The 22,418-nt window shown below is 67.4% G+C and carries 19 protein-coding genes and 1 pseudogene; 7 read left to right on the top strand and 13 right to left on the bottom strand.

The features are described from left to right. Positions 1–34: 34 nt before the first annotated feature. The 4 genes from cyoE to ACYVGE_RS07165 are packed head-to-tail and all read right to left on the bottom strand — an operon-like array spanning position 35 to position 3,499. Entirely contained in the window at positions 35–964 is a 930-nt protein-coding gene (gene cyoE, locus ACYVGE_RS07180; protein WP_460728475.1) for a heme o synthase, read from the bottom strand. A gap of 4 nt (positions 965–968) precedes the next feature. After that, the gene (locus ACYVGE_RS07175) at positions 969–2,153 is read right to left on the bottom strand and encodes a COX15/CtaA family protein (protein ID WP_460728473.1); all 1,185 of its coding nucleotides are present in this window, start codon (positions 2,151–2,153) and stop codon (positions 969–971) included. 13 nt (positions 2,154–2,166) lie between these two features. Beyond that, complete coding sequence (locus tag ACYVGE_RS07170; protein ID WP_460728471.1) at positions 2,167–2,784, bottom strand: hypothetical protein; 618 nt, start codon at positions 2,782–2,784, stop codon at positions 2,167–2,169. Then, positions 2,771–3,499 (bottom strand): SURF1 family protein, encoded by a 729-nt coding sequence (locus tag ACYVGE_RS07165; RefSeq protein ID WP_460728469.1) that lies wholly within the window; start codon positions 3,497–3,499, stop codon positions 2,771–2,773. The genes ACYVGE_RS07170 and ACYVGE_RS07165 overlap by 14 nt, the downstream gene beginning before the upstream one ends. A gap of 33 nt (positions 3,500–3,532) precedes the next feature. On the opposite strand from ACYVGE_RS07165, the gene ACYVGE_RS07160 reads away from it, so the two are divergent. Next, positions 3,533–3,778: a twin transmembrane helix small protein gene (locus ACYVGE_RS07160; protein ID WP_460728467.1), complete on the top strand. Its 246-nt coding sequence runs from the start codon at positions 3,533–3,535 to the stop codon at positions 3,776–3,778. A 111-nt stretch (positions 3,779–3,889) separates the two neighbouring features. Here the strand turns inward: ACYVGE_RS07160 and ACYVGE_RS07155 are convergent, their stop codons facing one another. The 5 genes from ACYVGE_RS07155 to coxB are packed head-to-tail and all read right to left on the bottom strand — an operon-like array spanning position 3,890 to position 8,176. Beyond that, positions 3,890–4,768, bottom strand: a complete 879-nt coding sequence (locus tag ACYVGE_RS07155; protein ID WP_460728466.1) for a cytochrome c oxidase subunit 3 — start codon at positions 4,766–4,768, stop codon at positions 3,890–3,892. Positions 4,769–4,799: 31 nt separating this feature from the next. Further along, positions 4,800–5,390 (bottom strand): cytochrome c oxidase assembly protein, encoded by a 591-nt coding sequence (locus ACYVGE_RS07150; protein WP_460728464.1) that lies wholly within the window; start codon positions 5,388–5,390, stop codon positions 4,800–4,802. Continuing rightward, a complete protein-coding gene (locus ACYVGE_RS07145) occupies positions 5,387–5,521 on the bottom strand; it encodes a hypothetical protein (protein ID WP_460728462.1) in 135 nt (44 codons plus the stop codon). Before ACYVGE_RS07145 ends, ACYVGE_RS07150 begins: the two co-directional genes overlap by 4 nt. 19 nt (positions 5,522–5,540) lie before the next feature. After that, positions 5,541–7,169, bottom strand: a complete 1,629-nt coding sequence (gene ctaD / locus ACYVGE_RS07140; RefSeq protein ID WP_460728460.1) for a cytochrome c oxidase subunit I — start codon at positions 7,167–7,169, stop codon at positions 5,541–5,543. 26 nt (positions 7,170–7,195) lie between these two features. After that, positions 7,196–8,176: a cytochrome c oxidase subunit II gene (coxB, locus tag ACYVGE_RS07135; RefSeq protein ID WP_460729097.1), complete on the bottom strand. Its 981-nt coding sequence runs from the start codon at positions 8,174–8,176 to the stop codon at positions 7,196–7,198. A 477-nt stretch (positions 8,177–8,653) separates the two neighbouring features. Between coxB and putA the strand changes: the two genes are divergently transcribed. Continuing rightward, the gene (gene putA / locus ACYVGE_RS07130; RefSeq protein WP_460729095.1) at positions 8,654–11,818 is read left to right on the top strand and encodes a bifunctional proline dehydrogenase/L-glutamate gamma-semialdehyde dehydrogenase PutA; all 3,165 of its coding nucleotides are present in this window, start codon (positions 8,654–8,656) and stop codon (positions 11,816–11,818) included. A 95-nt stretch (positions 11,819–11,913) separates the two neighbouring features. On the opposite strand, the gene ACYVGE_RS07125 is transcribed toward putA, so the two are convergent. Beyond that, on the bottom strand, positions 11,914–13,335 hold the full coding sequence (locus ACYVGE_RS07125; protein WP_460728458.1) for an OmpP1/FadL family transporter: 1,422 nt from the start codon (positions 13,333–13,335) through the stop codon (positions 11,914–11,916). Positions 13,336–13,548: 213 nt separating this feature from the next. Between ACYVGE_RS07125 and ACYVGE_RS07120 the strand changes: the two genes are divergently transcribed. After that, entirely contained in the window at positions 13,549–14,241 is a 693-nt protein-coding gene (locus ACYVGE_RS07120) for a rhomboid family intramembrane serine protease (RefSeq protein WP_460729093.1), read from the top strand. Positions 14,242–14,304: 63 nt separating this feature from the next. Next, positions 14,305–14,625: a DUF1820 family protein gene (locus ACYVGE_RS07115; RefSeq protein WP_460728456.1), complete on the top strand. Its 321-nt coding sequence runs from the start codon at positions 14,305–14,307 to the stop codon at positions 14,623–14,625. 104 nt (positions 14,626–14,729) lie between these two features. Here the strand turns inward: ACYVGE_RS07115 and ACYVGE_RS07110 are convergent. The 3 genes and pseudogenes from ACYVGE_RS07110 to gpmI form a co-directional block, all read right to left on the bottom strand. Then, a pseudogene (locus tag ACYVGE_RS07110) lies at positions 14,730–16,013 on the bottom strand (S41 family peptidase); the annotation flags it as partial. Positions 16,014–16,154: 141 nt separating this feature from the next. Then, positions 16,155–17,384, bottom strand: coding sequence for a murein hydrolase activator EnvC family protein (locus ACYVGE_RS07105; protein ID WP_460728454.1), 1,230 nt, complete (start codon positions 17,382–17,384; stop codon positions 16,155–16,157). Beyond that, positions 17,381–18,961: a 2,3-bisphosphoglycerate-independent phosphoglycerate mutase gene (gene gpmI / locus ACYVGE_RS07100; RefSeq protein ID WP_460728452.1), complete on the bottom strand. Its 1,581-nt coding sequence runs from the start codon at positions 18,959–18,961 to the stop codon at positions 17,381–17,383. Before gpmI ends, ACYVGE_RS07105 begins: the two co-directional genes overlap by 4 nt. Positions 18,962–19,064: 103 nt before the next feature. On the opposite strand from gpmI, the gene ACYVGE_RS07095 reads away from it, so the two are divergent. From ACYVGE_RS07095 to ACYVGE_RS07085, 3 genes are all read left to right on the top strand, one after another. Next, complete coding sequence (locus ACYVGE_RS07095) at positions 19,065–19,733, top strand: DUF4097 family beta strand repeat-containing protein (RefSeq protein ID WP_460728450.1); 669 nt, start codon at positions 19,065–19,067, stop codon at positions 19,731–19,733. A gap of 139 nt (positions 19,734–19,872) precedes the next feature. Next, positions 19,873–21,606, top strand: a complete 1,734-nt coding sequence (locus ACYVGE_RS07090) for a M28 family metallopeptidase (RefSeq protein ID WP_460728448.1) — start codon at positions 19,873–19,875, stop codon at positions 21,604–21,606. An 84-nt stretch (positions 21,607–21,690) separates the two neighbouring features. After that, a complete protein-coding gene (locus tag ACYVGE_RS07085; protein ID WP_460728446.1) occupies positions 21,691–22,089 on the top strand; it encodes an MAPEG family protein in 399 nt (132 codons plus the stop codon). Positions 22,090–22,418 lie beyond the last annotated feature (329 nt).

Below are 22,418 nucleotides of genomic sequence, written 5' to 3'. Positions count from 1 at the left end.
GGATTTCCCCTGGGTGGTGGAACGCGGCCCGGCGTCAGCCGACCCGCTGCAGTTCGAACGGCGCCATCGGCTGCAGCCATGGCAGCAGCCAGTGGTCGACGAGCAGGAAGGCGAACAGGGCCATCAGGTAGACGATGGAATAGCTGAACACCTTCATCGCATACAGCTCGTCGGGCGGGTCCATCAGCTTCCACGCGTGCCAGATGAACATCGCGCCCAGCACCAGCGCCCCGCCGAGATAGAACCAGCCGCTCATGCCGGCGGCGAACGGCAGCACCGTCACCACGACGAGCAGCACGGTGTAGAACAGGATCTGCCAACGCGTGTATTCGACCCCGTGCGTCACCGGCAGCATCGGCACCATCGCCTTGCGGTAGTCCTCGCGGCGGAAGATCGCCAGCGCCCAGAAATGCGGTGGCGTCCACACGAAGATGATCAGCACCAGCAGCAAGGCGTGCGGCCAGTCCCATTCGCCGCGCATGCCGGTGATCGAGGCCCAGCCCAGCAGCGGCGGCGCCGCGCCGGCGATGCCGCCGATCACGATGTTCTGCGGCGTGGCGCGCTTGAGGAACACGGTGTAGATCACCGCATACCCGATCAATGATGCAAAGGTGAGCAGCGCGGTCACGAGGTTGACCCACAGCACCAGCACCAGCATCGACAACGCGCCCAGGATCAGCGCGAACGCCAGGGCCTGGCGCGGGGTGATCTGGCCCGCGACGATCGGACGCCAGGAGGTGCGCGCCATCTTCGCGTCGATGCGCGCATCGAGCAGCTGGTTGATCGCCGCGGCGCTGGACGCCGCCAGCCAGATGCCGAGGAAGCCGAGCAAGCCGTGCCGGGTTTCCTCCAGCGTCGGCAGGCCGTCGATGGCCAGCAGCATGCCGACCAGCGCGGTGAACACGATCAGCGCGACGACGCGCGGCTTGGTCAGATCGAAGTACTGTCGCAGCGTGCCGCTCATGCGTTCAATGCTCCGGCGCGCGCAGGCGCGCGAGCAGCGACACCAGCACGAACAGCAGCAGTGCGGCGCCCGCGTTGTGCATGACGGCCACCTTCAGCGGCAGGCCGAGCTTGACGTTGGCGATGCCGAGCGCGACCTGCGCCAGCGCCAGCGTCGCCAGCAGCCCGCCCCAGCCGCGCATGCCCGGCGTGCGCAGCAGTTTCAGCGCCAGCCACAGCAGGTAGACGAGCACGACCAGCGCCATCGTCCGGTGCGCAAGCTGGATCGCGATGCGCGACTGGCCATCGAGGATGCCGCCTTCGTAGTCCACGCCGATGCCGCGCCAGAGCACGAAGCCCTCGCGGAAGTCGTGCGCCGGCCACCACTGGCCCACGCACTGCGGGAAGTCGTTGCCGCAGGCGAGCGCGGCGTAGTTGGCGCTGGTCCAGCCGCCGAGCGCGATCTGCAGCGCCAGCAGCACCAGGCCGAGGATCACCCAGCGCCGCATCGCCACGGCTTCGGCAAGCTGGATCGGCTGGCCGGTTGCGCGCCACGCCATCCAGGCGAGCAGCGAGAACGTGGTCAGTCCGCCCAGCAGGTGGCCCATGACCACGATGGGCTTGAGCAGCCATGTCACCGTCCACATGCCCAGCAGGGCCTGGAAGATGATCACCGCCAGCGTGAGCACCGCTACGCGGCTCAGGTCGGTGTTGCTCCAGCGCCACGCCGCGACCAGCAGGATCGCCTCGCCGGTGACCGCCAGCAGTGACGCCGACGTGTGCTGGCCCTGGATGTAGAGCGCCACCGCGACCGCCACCAGCACCGCTGCGAAGGCCACCTGCCAGACGCCGCGCGTGCGCCGGCGGGCCGCGAGCAGCGCCAGCGTCAGCACCAGCACGCCGAGCAGGCCCGCGATCATGCGGTGCACCTGCTCGCGCCATGCCTTGTGGGTTTCGAAGGGACGGATCGCGCTGGCGGCGTGTTCGCTCACGTCCTGCGCGACGGCCGGCCAGGTCGCGCGGCCATAGCAGGTCGGCCAGTCGGGGCAGCTCAGGCCCGCGTTCGACAGCCGCACGAACGCGCCGAACACGATCACGCCGAGCGCGAGCGCGACGGCGAGCCAGGCCAGGCGGTGGAAATGCCTGTGAACGGCAGGCCTGTAAACGGCAGGTTTGTGGACGGCGGTCCGGAGTTTGGTCGGTGCACTCATGCGCGGTCTTGCCTTACTTCAGCTTCAGCAGCTTGGCCAGGTCGGAGCGCAGGTCGCCCGGATCGGAACCGGCAGCGTAGCGCAGAATCACGAAACCGTTCGGGTCGATCACGTACACCGGCACGCCGCGGCCGCCCTTGAAGGCCACCGCATCGACGCGCGGCAATTGCGCGCGCAGGCCGGGGTCCGGCTGCAGCAGGTGCAGGTTCGTGAGCGCCGGTGCGCCTGCAGGCAAGGCGCACGGCGTCGAGGCGCACAACCACAGCACATCGACACGCGTGGCTTCACCTCCGAGCAGTTCCCACACGACATGGACGTCACGCACCGTCTTCGCGCATTCGATGCCGCAATCGGCCGGCGGCGCGATCGCGATGCGCCACGTGCGGTCGATCGGATTCCATGCATAGGTGCCGCCATCGAGCAGTACGGGCTTGACTGCGCGCAGGTCGGCGGGCGGCTGCAGCAGTTCGCCCTTGTTCTTCATCCCGGCCGGACGCCAGCCGGAAAAACGCAGCACGCCGGCGAAGATCAGGCTGCCGAAGAACAACGCGAAGATCGCCAGCAGCATCGTCCGGTTGCGGTTCCGGAGGTTGCGGTCCGGCGTCGCGGTGGAAGGATCAGGATTGTTCATTGCGGGCCTTGCGGAAGGTCAGGATGAGCGCCGTAGCCAGCACGGCGATGGCCAGTGCGAACCACTGCACGGAATAGCCGCGGTGGCGTTCCGGCGGCAGGGTGTTGGCGAGCAGCTGCAGGTCGCGCGTGTAGCCCCATGGCAGCGCCGGATCCAGGCGCAGCACGCGTGGCGCCAGCGGCGCCGGCAGTTCCAGGGTGCGCGACACCACGCCGGTATCGATGCGGGTCAGCACCCAACCGTCGCCTTGCCGGGCAATGCCGCTGCCCAGCGCCAATCCGGACGACGGCGGCGGCACCAGCAGGCCGCGCACATCGATGTGCCCCTGCGGCACCGTGATCGCCGGCATGGCGCGGTTGCCCGGCAACGGCAACCAGCCCAGGTCGACCAGCAGCGGCGACGCTCCATCGGGCAGGAACACCTGGTACGCATGCACGCCGCTGCGGCCCTCGCGCTGCTGGTTGTCGAGCCAGAGCGGACCATGGCTGTCGAAGCGGCCCGTGCCCGCCGTCCAGTCATAGTCGTGGCGACGCTCCGCGCTTGTAGCCCGCGCCAGCGGCACCGGTTCGCGTCGCGCCAGCACCTGCGCCACCGCGTCGAGCATGGCCTGCTTCTCGACCGCACGCTGCGCCTGCCACAGCCCGAGCCGCACGAACAGCGCGATCGCCAGCAGCGCCAGCGTCCATCCGACCACGAGGTTGCGCCGGCGGCTCACGCGCGATTCCCCAGCGGCTGCGATAATGCGGCCATGGGCGCGCATGCATCGCGCCGGAGCACCGTCGTGAAGACCCTGCTGATCATCGCCGTCCTGATCCTCATTCTCTGGAACCTCGGTGCCGGCCTCTATTACATGCTGGTCGACAAGGGCGAGGGCAAGCGCACGGTGAACGCGCTGACCCGCCGCATCGCGCTGTCCATCGCGCTGATCATCGGCGTCGTCATCGCCGCCAAGATGGGCTGGATCGAGTTCCACGACATCGGCCGGAAACCGTAATCCCGCGTCGTTTGCCGTCGCGTCATCGCGGCCGGCGCACCACTTCCGCCAAAAAGCAAAAGGCCCGGGACCGCGGCTCTTCAGCCTCAGCCCGGGCCTTCTTGTGTCGCCTTACAGCACGTAGACGAACAGGAACAGGCCCAGCCACACCACGTCGACGAAGTGCCAGTACCAGGCCACCGCCTCGAAGGCGAAGTGGTGTTCCTTGGTGAAGTGTCCCTTGGCGCAACGGAACCAGATGATCGCCAGCATGATCGTGCCGAGCGTCACGTGCGCGCCGTGGAAGCCGGTGAGCATGAAGAACGTCGAGCCGTAGATGCCCGAGCCCAGGGTCAGGTTGAAGTGCTTGTAGGCCTCGATGTATTCGGTGCCCTGGAAGTACAGGAACATCGCACCCAGAACCACGGTCGCACCGAGGAACAGCAGCAGCGTGCCGCGGTGGCCGGCCTTCAGCGCGTGGTGCGCGATGGTGACGGTCACGCCCGAGGACAGCAGGATCAGGGTGTTGAGCAGCGGCAGGCCCCAGGCCGGCACGGTCTCGAACGAACCACCCACGCCACCCGGACCATTGGTCGGCCAGCCGGCGGTGTAGCCGTTCCACAGCAGCGCATTGGTCATCACGCCGTCGCCTTCGCCCGAGAGCCACGGCAACGCGTACTGGCGCGCGTAGAACAGCGCACCGAAGAACGCGGCGAAGAACATCACCTCGGAGAAGATGAACCACACCATGCCCATGCGGAACGAGGTGTCCACCTGCTTGTTGTAGCTGCCCTTGATCGACTCGTGGATCACGTCGCGGAACCAGCAGAACAACACCGCGGCGACCATGGCGAGGCCGAAGAAGAACGTCGGCTTGCCGAAGCTGAGTTCATTGAACCAGCTGGCCAGGCCGACCATGGCGGTAAACAGCGCGATCGAGGCGATGAACGGCCAGCGGCTGCTGTGCGGCACGAAGTAGTGGTGGGTGTCCGTCGCGTGTGGCTGGGCCATGGCGGTGTTCCGTTGGGTACTGTTGCGAAAGTCAGGGCGCTGCGCGCGAACCGGCGGCGGTACCGGCCAGCTTCGCGGTCAACGTGTCGTTCTTGAAGAAGGTGTAGGACAGCGTGATCGTCGTTACGTCGGACGGCAGGTTCGGGTCGACGATGAAGCGCACGGGCATGTCGCGCGTTTCGCCGGCCTGCAGCGTCTGTGCGGTGAAGCAGAAGCATTCGGTCTTGGCGAAATAGCCCGACGCGCGCGCCGGCGCCACCGAAGGCACCGCGCTGCCGACGATGGCCCGCGTGCTGGTGTTGGTGGCCTTGTAGGTCGCCTTGTACTGCTCGCCCGGGTGCACCGTCATGGTCAGCTGGTTGGGCGCGAACTGCCACGGCAGCTTGGAGTTCACGCCACCGTCGAACTGCACGGTGACGATGCGCGCGTTCGCCTGCTTCGCGTTGGCCACGCCCGTGGCGGCCGTGCGCTCCAGGCGGATGCCCAGCACCTTCTCGCACGCGATGCGGTACAGCGGAATCAGGCTGAAGCTGAAAGCGAAAGCCGCGATCGCGACCAGCACCATCCGGGTGATGCCGCTGGTCGGCTTGCGCGCGGCGGCGTTGTCCGGTCCGGCGTTCACTTCGACAGCCCCACCAGGGCGATGAAGCCCGCGTACACCACGACCGCGATCACCGCGATCCACAGCGCCATGCGACGCGCGCGCTTGCGGCGCGCGTCGACGTCGTTCTGGGAAAGTTGCGGCGCGGTCATGGCAATGCTTCGGCTGCGCTTAGTGCGTGATGTCGCCGTGGGCGAGGTCGCCGTCGCGGATCACCGGCGGCACGCTGAAGGTGTGGTGCGGCGCCGGGCTGGCGACGGTCCACTCCAGGCCACGGGCCGACGGCCAGGCGCGGGCTTCCGCCTTGACACCGGCAACCTTCGAGCGCCACAGGATGAAGGCCATCATGAACGGCGTCAGGAACATGCCGAACGCACCGATCGAGCTGACCATGTTCCAGTCCGCGAACACGACGTTGTAGTCCGGGATGCGGCGCGGCATGCCGGCCAGGCCGAGGAAGTGCTGCGGGAAGAACAGCAGGTTGACGAACACCATCGTCCACCAGAAATGCACCTTGGCCAGCGTCTCGTTGACCATGCGGCCGGTCCACTTCGGCCACCAGTAGTACACGCCGGCGATGATGCCGAACAGCGCGCCGGTCACCAGCACGTAATGGAAGTGGGCGACGACGAAGTAGGTGTCGTGGTACTGGAAGTCCGCCGGCACGATGGCGAGCATCAGGCCGGAGAAGCCGCCGATGGTGAACAGGATCACGAAGGCGATCGCCCACAGCATCGGCGATTCGAACGAGATCGAGCCGCGCCACATCGTGGTGACCCAGTTGAACACCTTCACGCCGGTCGGCACCGCGATCAGCATCGTCGCGAACATGAAGTAGATCTCGCCACCGAGCGGCATGCCGACGGTGAACATGTGGTGCGCCCACACGATGAACGAGAGGAAGGCGATCGAGGCGGTGGCGTACACCATGGCCTGGTAGCCGAACAGCGGCTTGCGGCTGAAGGTCGGGATGATCTCGGAAGCCACGCCGAAGGCGGGCAGGATCATGATGTAGACCTCGGGGTGCCCGAAGAACCAGAAGATGTGCTGGAACATCACCGGGTCACCGCCACCGGCGGCGTTGAAGAACGAAGTGCCGGCGTACTTGTCGGTCAGCAGCATCGTCACCGCGCCGGCGAGCACCGGCATCACCGCGATCAGCAGGAACGCGGTGATCAACCAGGTCCAGCAGAAGATCGGCATCTTCAGCAGGTCCACGCCCGGGGCGCGCATGTTGAGGATGGTGGCGATGATGTTGATCGCGCCCATGATCGAGCTGATGCCCATCATGTGGATGGCGAAGATCGCGAAGGAGACGTTGTTGCCCTGCAACGACAGCGGCGGATACAGCGTCCAGCCACCGGCGGGCGCGCCACCCGGCAGGATCAGCGTCATCAGCAGCAGGGAGAAGGCGAACGGCAGGATCCAGAACGACCAGTTGTTCATGCGCGGCAGCGCCATGTCCGGCGCGCCGATCTGCAGCGGCACCATCCAGTTGGCCAGGCCGACGAAGGCCGGCATCACGCCGCCGAAGATCATCACCAGCGCATGCATGGTGGTCATCTGGTTGAAGAACTCGGGATTGACGAACTGCAGGCCCGGTTTCATCAGCTCGGCACGGATCACCACCGACATCGCAGCGCCGATGAGGAACATGACAAAGCTGAAGATCAGGTACAGCGTGCCGATGTCTTTATGGTTGGTCGAGAAGAACCAGCGCTCGATGAAGCCCTGCTTGTGCTCGTGGGCGTGGTCATCGTGGTGCACTTGCGGGTGCGCGGCTTCGTAATGCGTCGACATGGTCGTGCCTCGGTAACTCGATCGGATCAGCCGGCAACCGCGGCAGCGGCGGGGGCGTCGGTGGCGGGCGCAGCTTCGGCAGGTGCGGCTTCAGCAGGGGCGGCCGGAGCCGGCTCAGCCGGCGCCGGCGCGGCCGGGGCGGGAGCCGCCGCGGGAGCGTTCTTCGCCTTCTGTTCGGCCAGCCACGCGGTGTATTCGGCCTTCGGCAGCACGCGCACGACGATCGGCATGAAGCCGTGGTCCTTGCCGCACAGCTCGGCGCACTGGCCGCGATACACGCCCGGCTCGGCTACTTCGGCCCAGGCTTCGTTGACGATGCCCGGGATGGCGTCCTGCTTCCAACCCAGCGCCGGCACCCACCAGGCGTGGATGACGTCGTCGGCGGTGATCACGAAGCGGACCTTGGTCCCGGCCGGCAGCACCAGGGCGTTGTCGACGTCGAGCAGGTAGTTCGGATGATTGGCGGTACGCGCATCCACCTTGCTCTGGCGGATCTCGTCGCTCTTGCGGTCGAGGCGGCTGGTGAAGCTGACGCCTTCGCCGAGGTACTCGTACTTCCACATCCACTGGAAGCCGGTGACCTTGATGGTCATCTGCGATTCGCGGGTGTCGTACATGTTGATCAGCTTGCTGGTGGCCGGGAACGCCATCAGCACCAGCAGCACGATCGGGATCACCGTCCAGATGATTTCCAGCTTGGTGCTGTGGGTGAAGTCCTTGTCCGGCACCGCGCCCTTGGAATGGCGGAACTTGAACATGGCGACGAACATGGCACCGAACACCAGGATGCCGATCGCCACGCAGATCCACAGCGACAGCATGTGCGCCTCATAGGCGTTGTGCGCCAGCGGACTGGCACCCTCGCCCATGTTGAGCTGCCAACGGTGCGGTGCGTTGGACCATTTGTCGCTGGCGGCCTGTGCGAAGGCGAGCAGCGGTGCGGCCATCGCGGCGGCGCCCATTGCCCACTTCCCCACGGTCCCAAGCTTGCTACGACCGGCTTTCATCAGTTCGAGCCCCGAAAAGATCAGTTGATTCATGTGTCGCTCCGCGGGCTGCCTGGTCGGCCCTGCTTCGGCTGGCGAAGCAGCGCCGGCTCCGGCGGGGAGCCGCGCGGAACAAGGTGGCTGGCGGGTTCGGACCGGGATCGTCGGATCGGCTCGGGCCGGAACCCATCACGCCGGAGGCCTGCCCAAACGTGGGCGGCGGCTTCGCGGACGCTACGGAATAACTGCGAAATGGTAGCGGCCGGACCGCTGCGGGGCAACCGCCGCGGCCGTCGCGATCCATGGCAATGCGCGGGAAAAACGGCAAATCCGGCACAAAACCAACCTGTTCACGTGCCGGTGTTTACTGGCCGGGCCCAGCGCGCGACGGTGCCGAAGCCCTAAACTATGGGGCTCCCCACCGCTGCCGCGGACCCGATGAACCCACCCACCACCGCCGCTGTCCCGGCGGGCGCCGCTTCGCCCGTGCAGGACGCCATGATCCGCCCCGAGCTCCCCGCCCCGCCGCCCGGCCCGCGTGCCGCGATCACCGCTGGTTGGGTGCGCGACGAGGCCGCCCACGTCCGCCATCTGCTCGAACTGGCCCGCCTGCCCGACGCCGACCGGATCGCCGCGCAGGCCACCGCCGCCGACCTGGTCCGCCGCGTCCGCACGCGGGCCCAGGACCAGGGCGCGATCGAGGCCTTCATGCGCCAGTACGACCTCGGCAGCGAGGAAGGCGTGCTGCTGATGTGCGTGGCCGAGGCGCTGCTGCGCATCCCGGACCAGGACACTGCCGACAAGCTGATCCGCGACAAGCTCGGCGACGCGGACTGGAAGAAGCACATGGGCCAGTCCGACTCGGTGCTGGTCAACGCCTCGACGTGGGGCCTGATGCTGACCGGCCACCTGGTCGACCTTGCCGACGAAACCAAGCGCGACGTGCACGGCGCCTTCAAGCGCCTGCTCGGCCGCGTCGGCGAACCCGTCATCCGCCTCGCCGTACGCCAGGCGATGAAGATCATGGGCCACCAGTTCGTCATGGGCCGCACCATCGGCGAAGCGCTGGCGCGTTCGCTCAAGGGCGACAACGCCAACTACCGTTATTCCTTCGACATGCTGGGCGAAGGCGCGCTGACGACCAAGGACGCACTGCGCTACCTGCAGGCCTATCGCGACGCGATCCATGCCATCGGCAAGAGCGGTAATTACAAAGGCCGCGAAGTCTTCGGCGTGCCGTCGATCTCGGTGAAGCTGTCCGCGCTGCATCCGCGCTACGAGCACGCCAAGCGCGAACGTGTCTTCAAGGAACTCAACCCGCGCGTGCTGGAGCTGGCGCAGCTGGCCAGGTCCTACGGCATCGGCTTCACCATCGATGCAGAGGAAGCGGACCGCCTCGAACTCTCCCTCGACGTGATCGCCGCGGTCTACGCGGACGAATCGCTCGCGGACTGGGAAGGTTACGGTCTGGCCATCCAGGCCTACCAGAAGCGCGCGCCGCAAGTGATCGACTTCATTGCCGACCTCGCGCGCAGGCACGGTCGCCGCATTCCGGTGCGCCTGGTCAAGGGCGCGTACTGGGACAGCGAAGTGAAGCGCGCGCAGGTCGACGGCCAGCTCGGCTATCCGGTGTTCACGCGCAAGCCGAACACCGACGTTTCCTACCTCGCCAACGCTCGCAGGATGCTGGAAGCGACGGATGCGATCTATCCGATGTTCGCCACCCACAACGCGCAGACGATCGCCACGATCCACCAGCGCGCCAAGGCGATGGGCCGCGCGAATCGCTTCGAGTTCCAGAAGCTGCACGGCATGGGCGACGACCTCTATGCCGAGGTCATTCCCGCCGATCGCCTCGACGTGCCCTGCCGCGTGTACGCGCCGGTGGGCTCGCACGAGGACCTGCTGCCGTACCTGGTGCGCCGCCTGCTCGAGAACGGCGCCAATTCCAGCTTCGTCAACCGCATCACCGACGAGGACATCGCCATCGATGACCTCATCCACGATCCGGTCGCCACCGTGTCCGCATTCGAATCCATCGCGCACCCGCGCATCCCGCAGCCGGTCGACCTGTACCGCAGCTACGGCATTGACAGGAGCAATTCCATGGGCGTGAACCTCGCCAACGACGACCAGCTGCGCACGCTCGCCGAGCAGGTCAATGCCGCCGCCAGGGACAACTGGCGCGCCTCGCCGCTGGTGCCGGGCGCATCGGTCATCGGCCCGAACATCGCCGTCACCAACCCCGCCGACCGCCGCGAGACCGTCGGCCAGTGGCAGGCCGCCGACAGCGCGACCGTCGAGCTGGCGCTGAAGAACGCGGTGGCCGCGCACGAGGCGTGGAACACCACGCCGGCCGCCTCGCGCGCCGCGATCCTCGAGCACGCCGCCAACCTGCTCGAGCAGCGCATGCCGCAGTACATCGCGCTGTGCACCAAGGAAGCCGGCAAGACCATTCCCGACGGCGTCGCCGAAGTGCGCGAAGCGGTCGACTTCCTGCGCTACTACGCGGCGCAGGCGCGCGCGCTGTTCAAGCCCGAGGCACTGCCCGGCCCGACCGGCGAATCCAACACCCTGCAGCTGTCGGGCCGTGGCGTGTTCGTGTGCATCTCGCCGTGGAACTTCCCACTGGCGATCTTCCTCGGACAGGTGTCCGCCGCGCTCGCCGCCGGCAACAGCGTGCTCGCCAAGCCGGCCGAGCAGACCAACCTGATCGGCTACTACGCGGTAAAGCTGCTGCACGAAGCCGGCGTGCCCGAAGCGGTCGTGCAGTTCCTGCCCGGCGACGGCGCCACCGTCGGCGCGGCACTGACCCGTGATCCACGCGTGGCCGGTGTCGCCTTCACCGGCTCGACCGACACCGCCCGCGCGATCAACCGCGCACTGGCCGGGCGCGACGCCGCGATCGGCGTGCTGATCGCCGAGACCGGCGGCCAGAACGCGCTGATCGCCGATTCGTCGTCGCTGCCGGAACAGGTGGTGAAGGACGCGATCTCCTCCGCCTTCACTTCCGCCGGCCAGCGCTGCTCCGCCGCGCGCGTGCTGTTCGTGCAGGAAGACATCGCAGACAAGGTCAGCACGATGCTGGCCGGGGCGATGAACGAGCTGAAGATCGGCAATCCCGGCCTGCTGTCGACCGACGTCGGCCCGGTGATCGACGAGGACGCCTTGAAAATGCTCAAGGACCACGCCGCGCGCATGGATACCGAAGCGAAGAAGATCGGTGAAGTCGCGCTCGATGACGACGCCGCGCATGGCAGCTTCTTCGCCCCGCGCGCGTACGCGATCAACTCGATCGACGTCCTGCACAAGGAGATCTTCGGGCCGGTACTGCACGTGGTGCGCTGGAAGTCGGACCAGCTCGATGCCGTGATCGATGCGATCAACGCCACCGGTTATGGCCTGACGCTCGGCATCCATTCGCGCATCGACGAGACCGTCGAGAAGATCGCCTCGCGCATCAAGGTCGGCAACTGCTACGTCAACCGCAACCAGATCGGTGCCGTGGTCGGCGTGCAGCCGTTCGGCGGCCAGAACCTGTCCGGCACCGGCCCCAAGGCCGGTGGCCCGCATTACCTGCCGCGCTTCACCACCGAGAAGACCATCACCATCAACACCACGGCGGCCGGTGGCAATGCCTCGCTGCTGACGCTCGCCGACTGATCCATCCGCCCCGCCGGCAACAAAAAAGCCCCGCCGAAGCGGGGCTTTTTCTTGTCGCAATGAACGTGATGCTGTTGAACGTGGTGCCGTGGCGCTTAGAACTGGTACTGCGCCGAAACGCCGAACAGGTTCGCGTAGCCGTCGAACGAGCCAACCAGGTGCGAGTTGCTCGACGAACGGATATCGACGTCCGAACTGTCGATCTCGATGCGCTGGTACGCCGCATCCACGCTGAACGCGTCCGACACGTGCCAGGTGAAGCCGATCGAATACAGCATGCGATCGTTGTCGGGCAGGCGCGGGGTGCGCGTCTCGATGTGGGTCGGGGTTTCGTCCATGGTCACGCCACCGCGCAGGGTGAATGCGTCACTGAGGTCCCATTCGGCGCCGAGCGCGTACATCTCGGTGTCCTTCCAGGAGAAGTCCTCGACCGTGTTCGGCTGGAACGGATTGACGTAGTCGATGTTGATGTTGCGCAGCGAGCTCCAGTCGGTGAACTGCGCATCGGCCATCACGCGGATGCTGTCGCTGAAATCGTACTGGACGCTGATGGTGTCCTCGCTCGGGGTCGTCAGCGGGGCGCTGATCTTGCTGTTGACGAAGCCATTGCCCAGGACGAGCAGCTGCGGGATCAGCGCGCGGCGCGGATCGGTGGCCGGCAGGCGCGCGTACGCGGCCGCCGTGGCGCGGTAGACGGACTGCGCGGCCTGGAACTGCGCCGGCGTGGTGAACTCGACGTCGCCTTCGAGGTCGGTGTCGATTTCCGAACGGTGCGCGTAGCCGATCGACAGCTGGTCGGTGGGCTGCCACTGCAGGCCGGCCACCCAGCCGAAGCCGGTGTCGTCGCCCGAGACCTCGGCAAAACCGTCGAAGCCCTGCGGCACGCCGCCCGCTGCCGGCGGAAGGCCGGTGCCGGCCATGATGGTGCCGAAGTCGACCGCGTTCGACAGGGTCACGTCGGCGCGTTCGTAGATGAAGCCCAGGCCGACCGAGAAGCGGTCGTGCACCTTGAGCGCGGCCGACAGGGTGAAGTCGACGGTCTTGAGGTCCGACTTGACGGCGTTGTAGCGGCCAACCCAGTCACGGTCGTATTCGGTCTTCAGGCCGAACGGCGCACCGACGCTGGCGCCGAAGGTCAGGCCTTCCAGCGCACCGTGCATCGGGAACACCGCCGCCAGGTTCGGCACGGCAGTCGGTTCGCCCGGGTCGCCGCCATCACCGCCCGTGAGCGGGGTACCGGCGCCGGAGGTGCCGCCGCCATCGAAGCCGAAAGACACGTCGATTACAGTGACGTCGGCCTGCACGGTGTTCTTGTCCAGATTCACCATCGCCGCCGGGTTGTTGCTGACCACCGAGGCGTCGTCGCGGGCGGTGGTCACGCCGGCCTGGCCACGGCCGAGGTTCTTGACGCTGGTCTCGCGCAGCTGGAAGCCGCTCGCCTGGGCCTGGCCCATCGCCAGCACGCCGGCAATGCCAAGCGCCAACGCGCTGAAAGTGGTGCGATTTACATGATTCATGTGTGTACTCTCTCCGATGGACTTCGTGTTTTAAGTCTTCTTCTTGGTCGTCTGCGCGGCGCCGGCGAGGCCGTTGCCGTCACGCGCCGAGACCCCTCCCGACGTACGACACCGTATGCACTATAGCGTGGGCATTAACCGGATGCTAACAATCCAAGGTGGTATCCGAAACCGGCTGCAAAGGGGTCCCGGAGCCCCCGCCCGGGCATGAGCGTGTTCGTTTCGCTGCCCTCCCGGCAGAAGGCGCCACGGCGCTGGGCGGTGCCGTTGTTGTTCGTGCTGCTGTGGGCCTGTTTCCTCGCCCTCACCGTCCTGCCCGACCCCCAGCAGCAACGGCTGATGCTGGACTGGGGCGCGTTGTCGGGCGGATTGGCGGCGCCCTCGGAATGGATGGCGTCGCTGCGCGATGGCCGCATCCTGCGTCTGTTCACCGCGCTGTTCCTGCATGCGGACTGGGCCCACCTGCTCGGCAACCTGGTGTTCCTGCTGATCTTCGGACTGTCGGCGGAGCGCGCGATGGGGCCGTGGCGCCTGCTGGCGTTGTTCCTGCTCGGCGGCGCCGTCGCCAACCTCGCCGCGGCCATCGCCATCGGCACGCCGGACCGCCTGATCATCGGTGCCAGCGGCGCGGTGTCGGCCCTGATCGGCGCCTACCTGGCCTTGTTCCCCGGCGCCAAGCTGGGAGTGGTGGTGCCGCTGGGACTGTTCCTGCAATTCGTGAAGGTGCCGGCGGCGCTGCTGATCGGGGTATGGGCGCTGCTGCAGTTGGTGTTCACCTTCATCGGCCCGGCGTTCGGTGCGGTGGCGTGGTCGGCGCACCTGGCGGGCTTTGCGTTCGGCGGCGTGTTCGCACTGATCGCCAAGGCCGGCATCGCTCGGCGGATGCGGCGCAAGCGCGGGTACTGAGCGGCACCTTGCGGACGCCACCGGCTGGCCTCATCTAACTGCGAGCACTCCCGAGGCGCAGCGATGGCCAAGACGCTCTACAAGATCACCTTCCTCAACGCCGGCAAGATCTACGAGCTGTATGCGCGCAAGGTCGGCGCGGGCACCTTGTGGGGCTTCACCGAAGTATCCGAACTCGTCTTCGACGTGCACGACGGCCTGGTGATCGATCCGACCGAAGAGCGCCTGCGCGACGAATTCGGCGACACGCGCGTGCTGCACCTGCCCATGCAGTGCATCGTCCGCATCGAGGAAGTCGAGAAGAAAGGCCAGTCCGCGATCCGTGACGCCGCCACGGGCGAGAAGGTGGTCACACCGTTCCCGCTGCCGGTGAAGCCGCGCTGACAACGCGACCGCGATAGCCGTCCCCGCAACACGCGCGGGGACGCCGCGCGAACGCGCGCCTGCATGCCGCGCCACGCCGGGCTTCAACCCTTCGGCGGCGCCGGCTTCGCCGCCACCGGCGGCTTCTTCAACTCGTTCAGGGCCGCGGTGATCGGTCCGTCGCCTTCCAGCACCTCGCCGGCGTTGGTGCCGGGGGCGTCGTCCTCGTCGCCACGCAGGTGGCCGCGCAGGCTGGCTTCGGTGTAGTCGGGCTTGCCGCCGTTCTGCGCGTCCTTGGCCGGGTGCAATTCCACGTCGGGCACGATGCCCAGCGCCTGGATCGACTTGCCACTCGGGGTGAAATATCGCGCGGTGGTGAGCTTGACCGAATCGCCGTTGTCCAGCGGCAACACGGTCTGCACCGAGCCCTTGCCGAAGGTGCGACTGCCGACGATGCGCGCACGCTTGTTGTCGTGCAGCGCACCGGCGAGGACTTCCGACGCGCTCGCCGAACCCGCGTCCACCAGCACCACCACCGGCGCGGCGCCGCTGCGGTCACCCGGGGTCGCGCTGAATTCGGCGTCGCTGATCGGCACGCGGCCGCGCGTACTGACGATCTTGCCCTTCTCCAGCAGGCTGTCCGCGATCTGTACCGCGGAGGTCAACAGTCCGCCGGGGTTGCTGCGCAGGTCGATGACCAGGCCACGCAGCTTGCCGCCCGCCTGTTCGCGCAGCTTGTCGAGCTGGCGATCGAAATCGGCGGCGGTATCGGCCTGGAACGAGGCGATGCGCAGGTAGCCGTAACCGGGTTCGAGCATGCGGCTCTTCACGCTGACGATGCGGATCGTCTCGCGCGTGAGGGTGACGTCGAAGGCCTTGGGCTTGTCCTCGCGCACCAGGGTGAGCGTGACCTTGCTGCCCGGTTCGCCACGCAACGGCCCGGAGGTGTCGCCTTCGTCGGGCTTGAAGGGCTTGCCATCGATGGCGGTGATGATGTCGCCGGCCTTGATGCCGGCGCGTGCGGCCGGTGTGTCGTCGATCGGGGAGATCACGCGCAGGGTGCCATCGGACTGGCGCTGCAGCTCCACGCCGACGCCGCCGTAGGAACCGCGCGAGGCCTCGTCGAATTCCTCGGCCGCGTCGTGTTCCATGTAGACACTGTGCGGATCGAGGTCGAACAGCAGCCCGCGGATCGCCGACTGCATCAGCGTCTTGTCGTCGACCGGCTCGACGTAGGCTTCTTTCACCGCGTTGTAGACCGCGACGTAGCGACGGATCTCGGCCAGCGGCACCTTGGCGGCACTGGTCTCCTCGGCATCGGGCGCCTCGATCGAAGCAGGATCCTGGTCCTGCGCGAAAACGGGCGTGGCAAGCAGGGCGAGCGCGAGCGGAACTAGGCGCAGGTGCATGGTGCGACTCCGGGGAACGACGTTGCGTTGGACCGCGGCGCGCGAAACGGGTTCACTCGCCGGTCCGCTTCGATTATGGGCGCAACGCGCCGGTCCGCGGCAAAGGAATCATTAAGTGGGCGGCGCCGCTTCGCGCCCGGTTCAGCGCAGCCAGGTACTGGGGTTGACCGGTTGGCCGTTGCGACGCAGCTCGAAATAGAGCGCCGGCCGGCCATGGCCGCCTGAACTGCCCACCGTGGCCACCGCATCGCCGCGCTTCACCGCCGTACCCGCGTCCTTGAGCAGGGCGTCGTTGTGCGCGTACAGACTCATGTAGCCGCCACCGTGGTCGATGATCAGCAACAGGCCATACCCCGTCATCCATTCGGCGTACACGACGGTGCCGTCGGCGACGGCCTTGACCGGTGCGCCCGCATTCGCGGCGATCAGCAGTCCCTGGCTGCCGCGGCCATCGGGCATGGTGCCGCCGAAGCCAGCCAGCAGCGATCCCGACAACGGCCATCCCAGTCCGCCGACCTGCAGTTTCGGCGCCATCGCAACCACCGCCGGACGCGGCGCGACGTGGTTGGTGTTGCCGGGGTTGCGCCTGGCGTCGCGCGCGGCCTTCGCGGCCGCGGCGCGGCGCTCGGATTCGGCGCGCGCTGCGGCGGCGCGCAGTTGCGCGAGCAGTTGCTCGAGGCCCTTCGCGTCGCGCCCCAGGGCCTGCTCGCGCTCGCGCCGGTCCTGGTACTTCTCCTCCAGTTGCACGAGCAGCGCGGCCCGCGACTTGCGGTCCAGTTCGAGTTGGCCGAGCTGTTGGCGTTGCTGTTTGCGCGTACGGTCGAGTTCGTCCTGGCGGGCGACGATGGCCGCTTCAAGGGCGTCGATTTCCTGCAGCTGCGAACCCAGTTCGGCAATGCGGCGGGCGCGATCGCTCTGCACGTAACGCTGATAGGTCAACACCCGACTGGCATCGGCGACACGATCCTGAGACAGCAGCGCCTGCAGCGGCGCGGCCTCGCCCTGCGCGTAGGTGGCGCGCAGCAGCCGTGCCAGATCCTCGCGTCGCGAGCCCAGCGTGGCCTGCAGGGTTGCGCGCTGCTGCTGCAACTGGGCCAGTGATTGCTGGTCGCGCATCAGGCGGGTTTCGGTTTCGCGCAGCACTCGGTTGGAGTGACCGACCTTTTCATCGGCGGTGCGCAGCTGCCGGCTCACGTCACCGCGCTGGCCTTCGATCTGGCGGCGTTCGGCGGCGACCTGCTTGAGTTCGCGCTTGACGGTTTCCAGCTTGCGTTCGGTCTCGCCCTTCACCGGTGCGTCCTGCGCGACGGCGGGCACGGCGAGCGCCGCCAGCAGCAACGCGAAGGCGATGGCGGAAACGCGTGCGCTCATCCGGCCAGCGTGCTCTCGGCCTGCGCCGCGCTCGCGAAAGTGTCCTCGATCAGCAGGCTCGCGCCAGTCATCTCGGCGGGCCTGGGCAAATCCAGCAGGTCGAGGATGGTCGGCGCGACATCGCGCAGCGCACCGCCGCTGCGCAGTGTCGCCATGCGCGGTCCCGCGTACACGAACGGCACCGGCCCCACCGTGTGCGAGGTGTGTGGTTGGCCGGTCTCCGGGTCGCGCATCATCTCGACGTTGCCATGGTCGGCGGTCAGCAACAAGGCGCCACCGACTTCGTGCACGGCCTCGGCTATCGCGCCGATGGCGATATCCACCGCTTCGGCGGCCTGGATCGCCGCGGCGAGGATGCCGCTGTGGCCGACCATGTCGGGGTTGGCGATGTTGCAGATGGCGACGTCGATCTCGCCGGAGCGGATCGCCGCCACGAGCCTGGCGGTGACTTCCGGGCAGCTCATCTCCGGCTGCAGGTCGTAGGTCGCGACCTTCGGGCTCGGCACCAGCACGCGCGTCTCACCGTCGTACGGATCCTCGCGGCCGCCGCTGAAGAAGAAGGTCACGTGCGCGTACTTCTCGGTTTCGGCGATGCGCAGCTGCTTCATGCCGTGGGCGGCCAGCACTTCGCCCAGCGTGTTGCGCAGGTCGTCCGGCGCGAAGGCAACCGGGGCGGGCAACCTGGCGTCGTATTCGGTGAGGCAGACGAACCGCGACAGCGCGGGCCGGCGCGCCGCGAAACCGTCGAACACCGGCGACACGAACGCCGCGGTGAGCTGGCGGGCGCGGTCGGCGCGGAAGTTCATGAACACCATCGCATCGCCGTCGCGCACGGGGGCACCAGTGCCGATCACGGTCGGGACAACGAATTCGTCGTTCTCGCCGCGCGCGTAGGCGTCGCGCAGCGCGGTGAGCGCATCGCCAGCGACGTGCTCCGCCGAGGCTTCGACGATGGCATCCCATGCCCGCCGTTGCCGGTCCCAGCGCTTGTCGCGATCCATCGCGTAGTAGCGGCCGCTGACCGTGGCGATGCGGGCATTGCCGGCCCGCGCGCACGCGGCTTCGAGCAACTCCAGGCTCGGCTGCGCCGACCGGGGCGGCATGTCGCGGCCATCGAGGAAAGCATGCACGGCGACCTGGGGCACGCCTTCGCGCCGGGCCAGTTCGAGCATCGCGAAGATGTGGTTCTCGTGGCTGTGCACGCCACCGGGGGAGAGCAGGCCCATGAGATGGAGCGTGCCGTTGCCCGCCTTCGCGGCGGCGCAAGCGGCGCGCAGTTCGGTATTAGTGAAGAAACTGCCGTCCTCGATGGCCGCATCGATGCGGGTGAGGTCCTGGTAGACGATCCGGCCGGCGCCGAGATTCATGTGCCCGACTTCGGAGTTGCCCATCTGCCCGTCCGGCAGGCCGACGAAGCGGCCCTCGGTGTGGATCAGCGTATGCGGGTTGCCCGCCAGCAAGGCGTGCCAGTTGGGCAGGGTCGCCTGCGCGAGGGCATTGTCGGCCGGGTCTTCGCGGTGGCCCCAGCCGTCGAGGATGAGCAGTACGACGGGCTTGGGACGCGGATTCGGCGGCACGAGGGGCTTCCGGTGACTTCGGGCAGGGGCAAATTGTAGCGGAGCCGGTTAAACCTGCTCCCCTGCGCCCGCATCCAACCTCGCAATCCCAATGGAGTCCGCCATGAAACGCACCCGCCTCGCCCTCGCCCTGGTGCTCGCCTGCGCCGTCGTCTCCGCCCACGCCGCCGATCGCGACGTGTCCAAGGTCAATGGCGGCATCCATGTCGAAGACGGTGAGCGTTATGGCTCGCTGGACACCGTCAACGGCGGCATCCACATCGGCGCCAACGCGCGCGTCGCCAGCGCCGAGACCGTGAATGGCGGCATCGAAGTCGGCGCGAGCACTCAGACCGGTGACTTGGAAACCGTCAACGGCGGCATCCAGGTCGACGAACACGTGACCATCACCGGCGGCGTCAGCACGGTCAACGGCGGCATCTTCGTCGGCCGCGGCGGCAAGGTCGGCGGCACCGTCGAAACGGTGAACGGCGCGATCGGCCTGGTCGGCACCGAGGTCAGCGGCGGCATCGACACCGTCAACGGCGATGTCACCGTCGGCGTGGGCTCGCACGTGCACGGCGGGCTGCACTACGGCAAGCAGAGCAAGCCGTTCTTCAGCATGGGCAAGCCCCGCGTCCCGCGCGTTGTCATCGGCCCGGATGCACAGGTCGACGGGCCGCTGCGGTTTGAGCGCGAAGTGGTGCTCTACGTCCACTCCAGCGCCCGGATCGGCGCGATCACCGGCGCCACTGCGATTCGCTTCGACACGCCGCAGCCGCCGGAACAGTAAGGGCGGGGGGTGTCCATGCGGGTCGGTCCCGCCTGGCACCCGCGGCAGCGCCCTATACCGGCAATACCGGCAATGTCGGCACGGCCGACCCCGGCGGGCCGTGCCTAGAATGGGATCTCGACCGGGCACCGGAGATCCCATGAAGCGTCCCCTTCTTCCCTGCCTGCTGGGCGCGGTGCTGGTGGCCGCGTGCAAGCCGCCGGCGCCTGCCACGGACACTGGCGCCACGACCGCCGGTAGTGCCGACCAGGGCGCCTCGTTCAACCCCGCCATTACCGCGGACGATTTCGCCCGGCACGTGCGCACCCTGGCCTCGGACGAATTCGCGGGTCGCGGCCCGGGCAGCGTGGGCGAGGAGAAGTCCGTGGCCTATATCGAGGCGCAGTTCCGGCGCCTGGGCCTCAAGCCCGGCAACGGCGACAGCTATTTCCAGACCGTGCCGATGGTGGAAACCAGCGCGGACGAGAACGTGGTGATGAAGCTGGATGTCGCCGGCAAGCCGCGCGAACTGAAATTCGGCACCGACATGGTCGTGGGTACGCGCACCGCGCGGCCGCAGGTGCAGCTGGATGGCAGCGACCTTGTCTTCGTCGGATATGGCGTCAATGCACCCGAGCAGCACTGGAACGACTACGCCGGCGTAGACGTCAAGGGCAAGACGGTGGTGATGCTGGTCAACGACCCCGGCTTCCACCAGCAGGATCCGTCCCTGTTCGAGGGCAAACGGATGACCTATTACGGGCGCTGGACGTACAAGTTCGAGGAAGCCGCGCGGCAAGGCGCGGCCGCCGCATTGATCATCCACGACACCGAAGGCGCGGCTTACGGCTGGGAAGTGGTGAAGAATTCATGGAGCGGCGCGCAGTTCGATCTGCGCGCGGCCGACGATCCGGCGCCGCGGCTGCAGGTGCAGGGCTGGCTCAACGGCGAGGCGGCGCGCTCGCTGTTTGCATCCCTCGGCCAGGATCTCGACGCGCTGTATGCCGCGGCGGGCAAACGCGGCTTCAGGGCGATTCCACTCGATGCCAAAGTCTCTCTCGACCTGAAAAGCCGGATCAGCGAAAAGTCCTCGCGCAATGTGATCGCCCGGCTGGACGGAGCCAAGCGGCCCGATGAGGCCGTCGTCTACATGGCGCACTGGGATCATCTGGGCAATCACGCGCACGAAGCCGACGAGCATGGCGGCGCGCTGCCCGCTGCGGGGACCGACGACACCATCTATAACGGCGCGGTCGACAACGCGACGGGTGTGGCGGGCATCCTCGAGATCGCCGAGGCGTTCGTCCACCAGCAACCGCGACCGGATCGCTCGCTGGTGTTCCTGTCGGTGACCCTGGAGGAATCCGGGCTGCTCGGTTCGCGCTATTACGTCGCCCACCCCGTCGTACCGCTGGCGAAGACCGTGGCGGTCATCAACCTGGATGCCATGCCGGTGATCGGCAAGGCCCGCGACATGACCGTCGTGGGGTTCGGCAGCTCGCAACTGGAGGACATCCTGCGGCCGATCGCGCGCGAGCAGGGGCGTACCCTGCATGCCGAGGCGACGCCGGAGGATGGCTTCTACTTCCGCTCCGACCACTTCAACTTCGCCCGCGCGGGCGTGCCAGCGCTGTATGCCAAGGGCGGCGACGACCTGCTCGCAGGCGGCACCGTGGCAGGTCGACAGGCACAGATCGACTACCGCGATCATCGCTATCACAAGCCTTCCGACCAATACGATCCGTCATGGCAGCTCGATGGCGTGATGCAGGATCTGGAAGCGCTGTATGGCGTGGGGCGTGTGCTCGCTGGCAGCGACCAGTGGCCCGAATGGTACGAGGGCAACGCCTTCCTGTCGGCGCAGCAGAAGTTGCGGGCGGGCGACGCCCGGTAGCGGCTCGATTCCTCGGGGTCCGCACCTCGGCGGAGTGCCGCTTGTGGGGTAGGCTGCGGCGGTCTATCTCGGGGAGGAAGCGCAATGAACCTGGCCATCGCCTACTGGTGCGTGCTGATCGCCGCACTGCTGCCTTACATTTGGGTGTCCGTCGCCAAGGCCAGTGGCGAACGCTACGACAACCGCGACCCGCGGGGCTGGACCGCGCGCCAGACCAATCCGCGCGTGCATCGCGCCAATGCGGCGCAGCTCAATGGCTACGAGGCTTTCGCGCCATTCGCGGCAGGCGTCGTGCTGGCGCAACTCGCCGGCGTGGCGGCCGACCGGATCGCCTTGTTGGCAGTGCTGTTCGTCGTATTCCGCATCCTGCATGGCCTCGTTTACGTGGCAGGCTGGAAGCACAGCCTGCGCAGCCTGGCGTGGTTCGTCGCCTTCGCCTGTGTCGTGCTTCTGTACGTGCAGGCGGCGTTGCAGGTCGCCTAAGGCAAACCTGGCGGCCGAACACCCGGCGATTCCACCAACGCGCGTCTGCTCACGGGTCAGAAGCCCTCGGCACTGATCAACTAAGGGTGCCAATCCGTGGGCAGCGATGACTGCGGCCTGGAGTGCGATTGCCGGACGATGCGCCCCAGCTCCCTGCCGCAATGGATCCTTGCTGCCAGTTAGCCAGTCCGGCGCGCCGGCATTAACCAAGACTAATCCCCATGGCTTAAGTGATTAAGTCTGGCGATTAGTCTCAAGGTTTTTCCCACGCACAAAGAAGAAGCCCCGGTCTTTTGGACCGGGGCTTCGGATAAATGCTCAGCAATGAC

It is taken from the genome of Lysobacter rhizosphaerae, assembly GCF_054779795.1.
The sequence above is the reverse complement of the archived record's forward strand: the minus strand, read 5'-3'. Positions and strand labels throughout refer to the sequence as shown.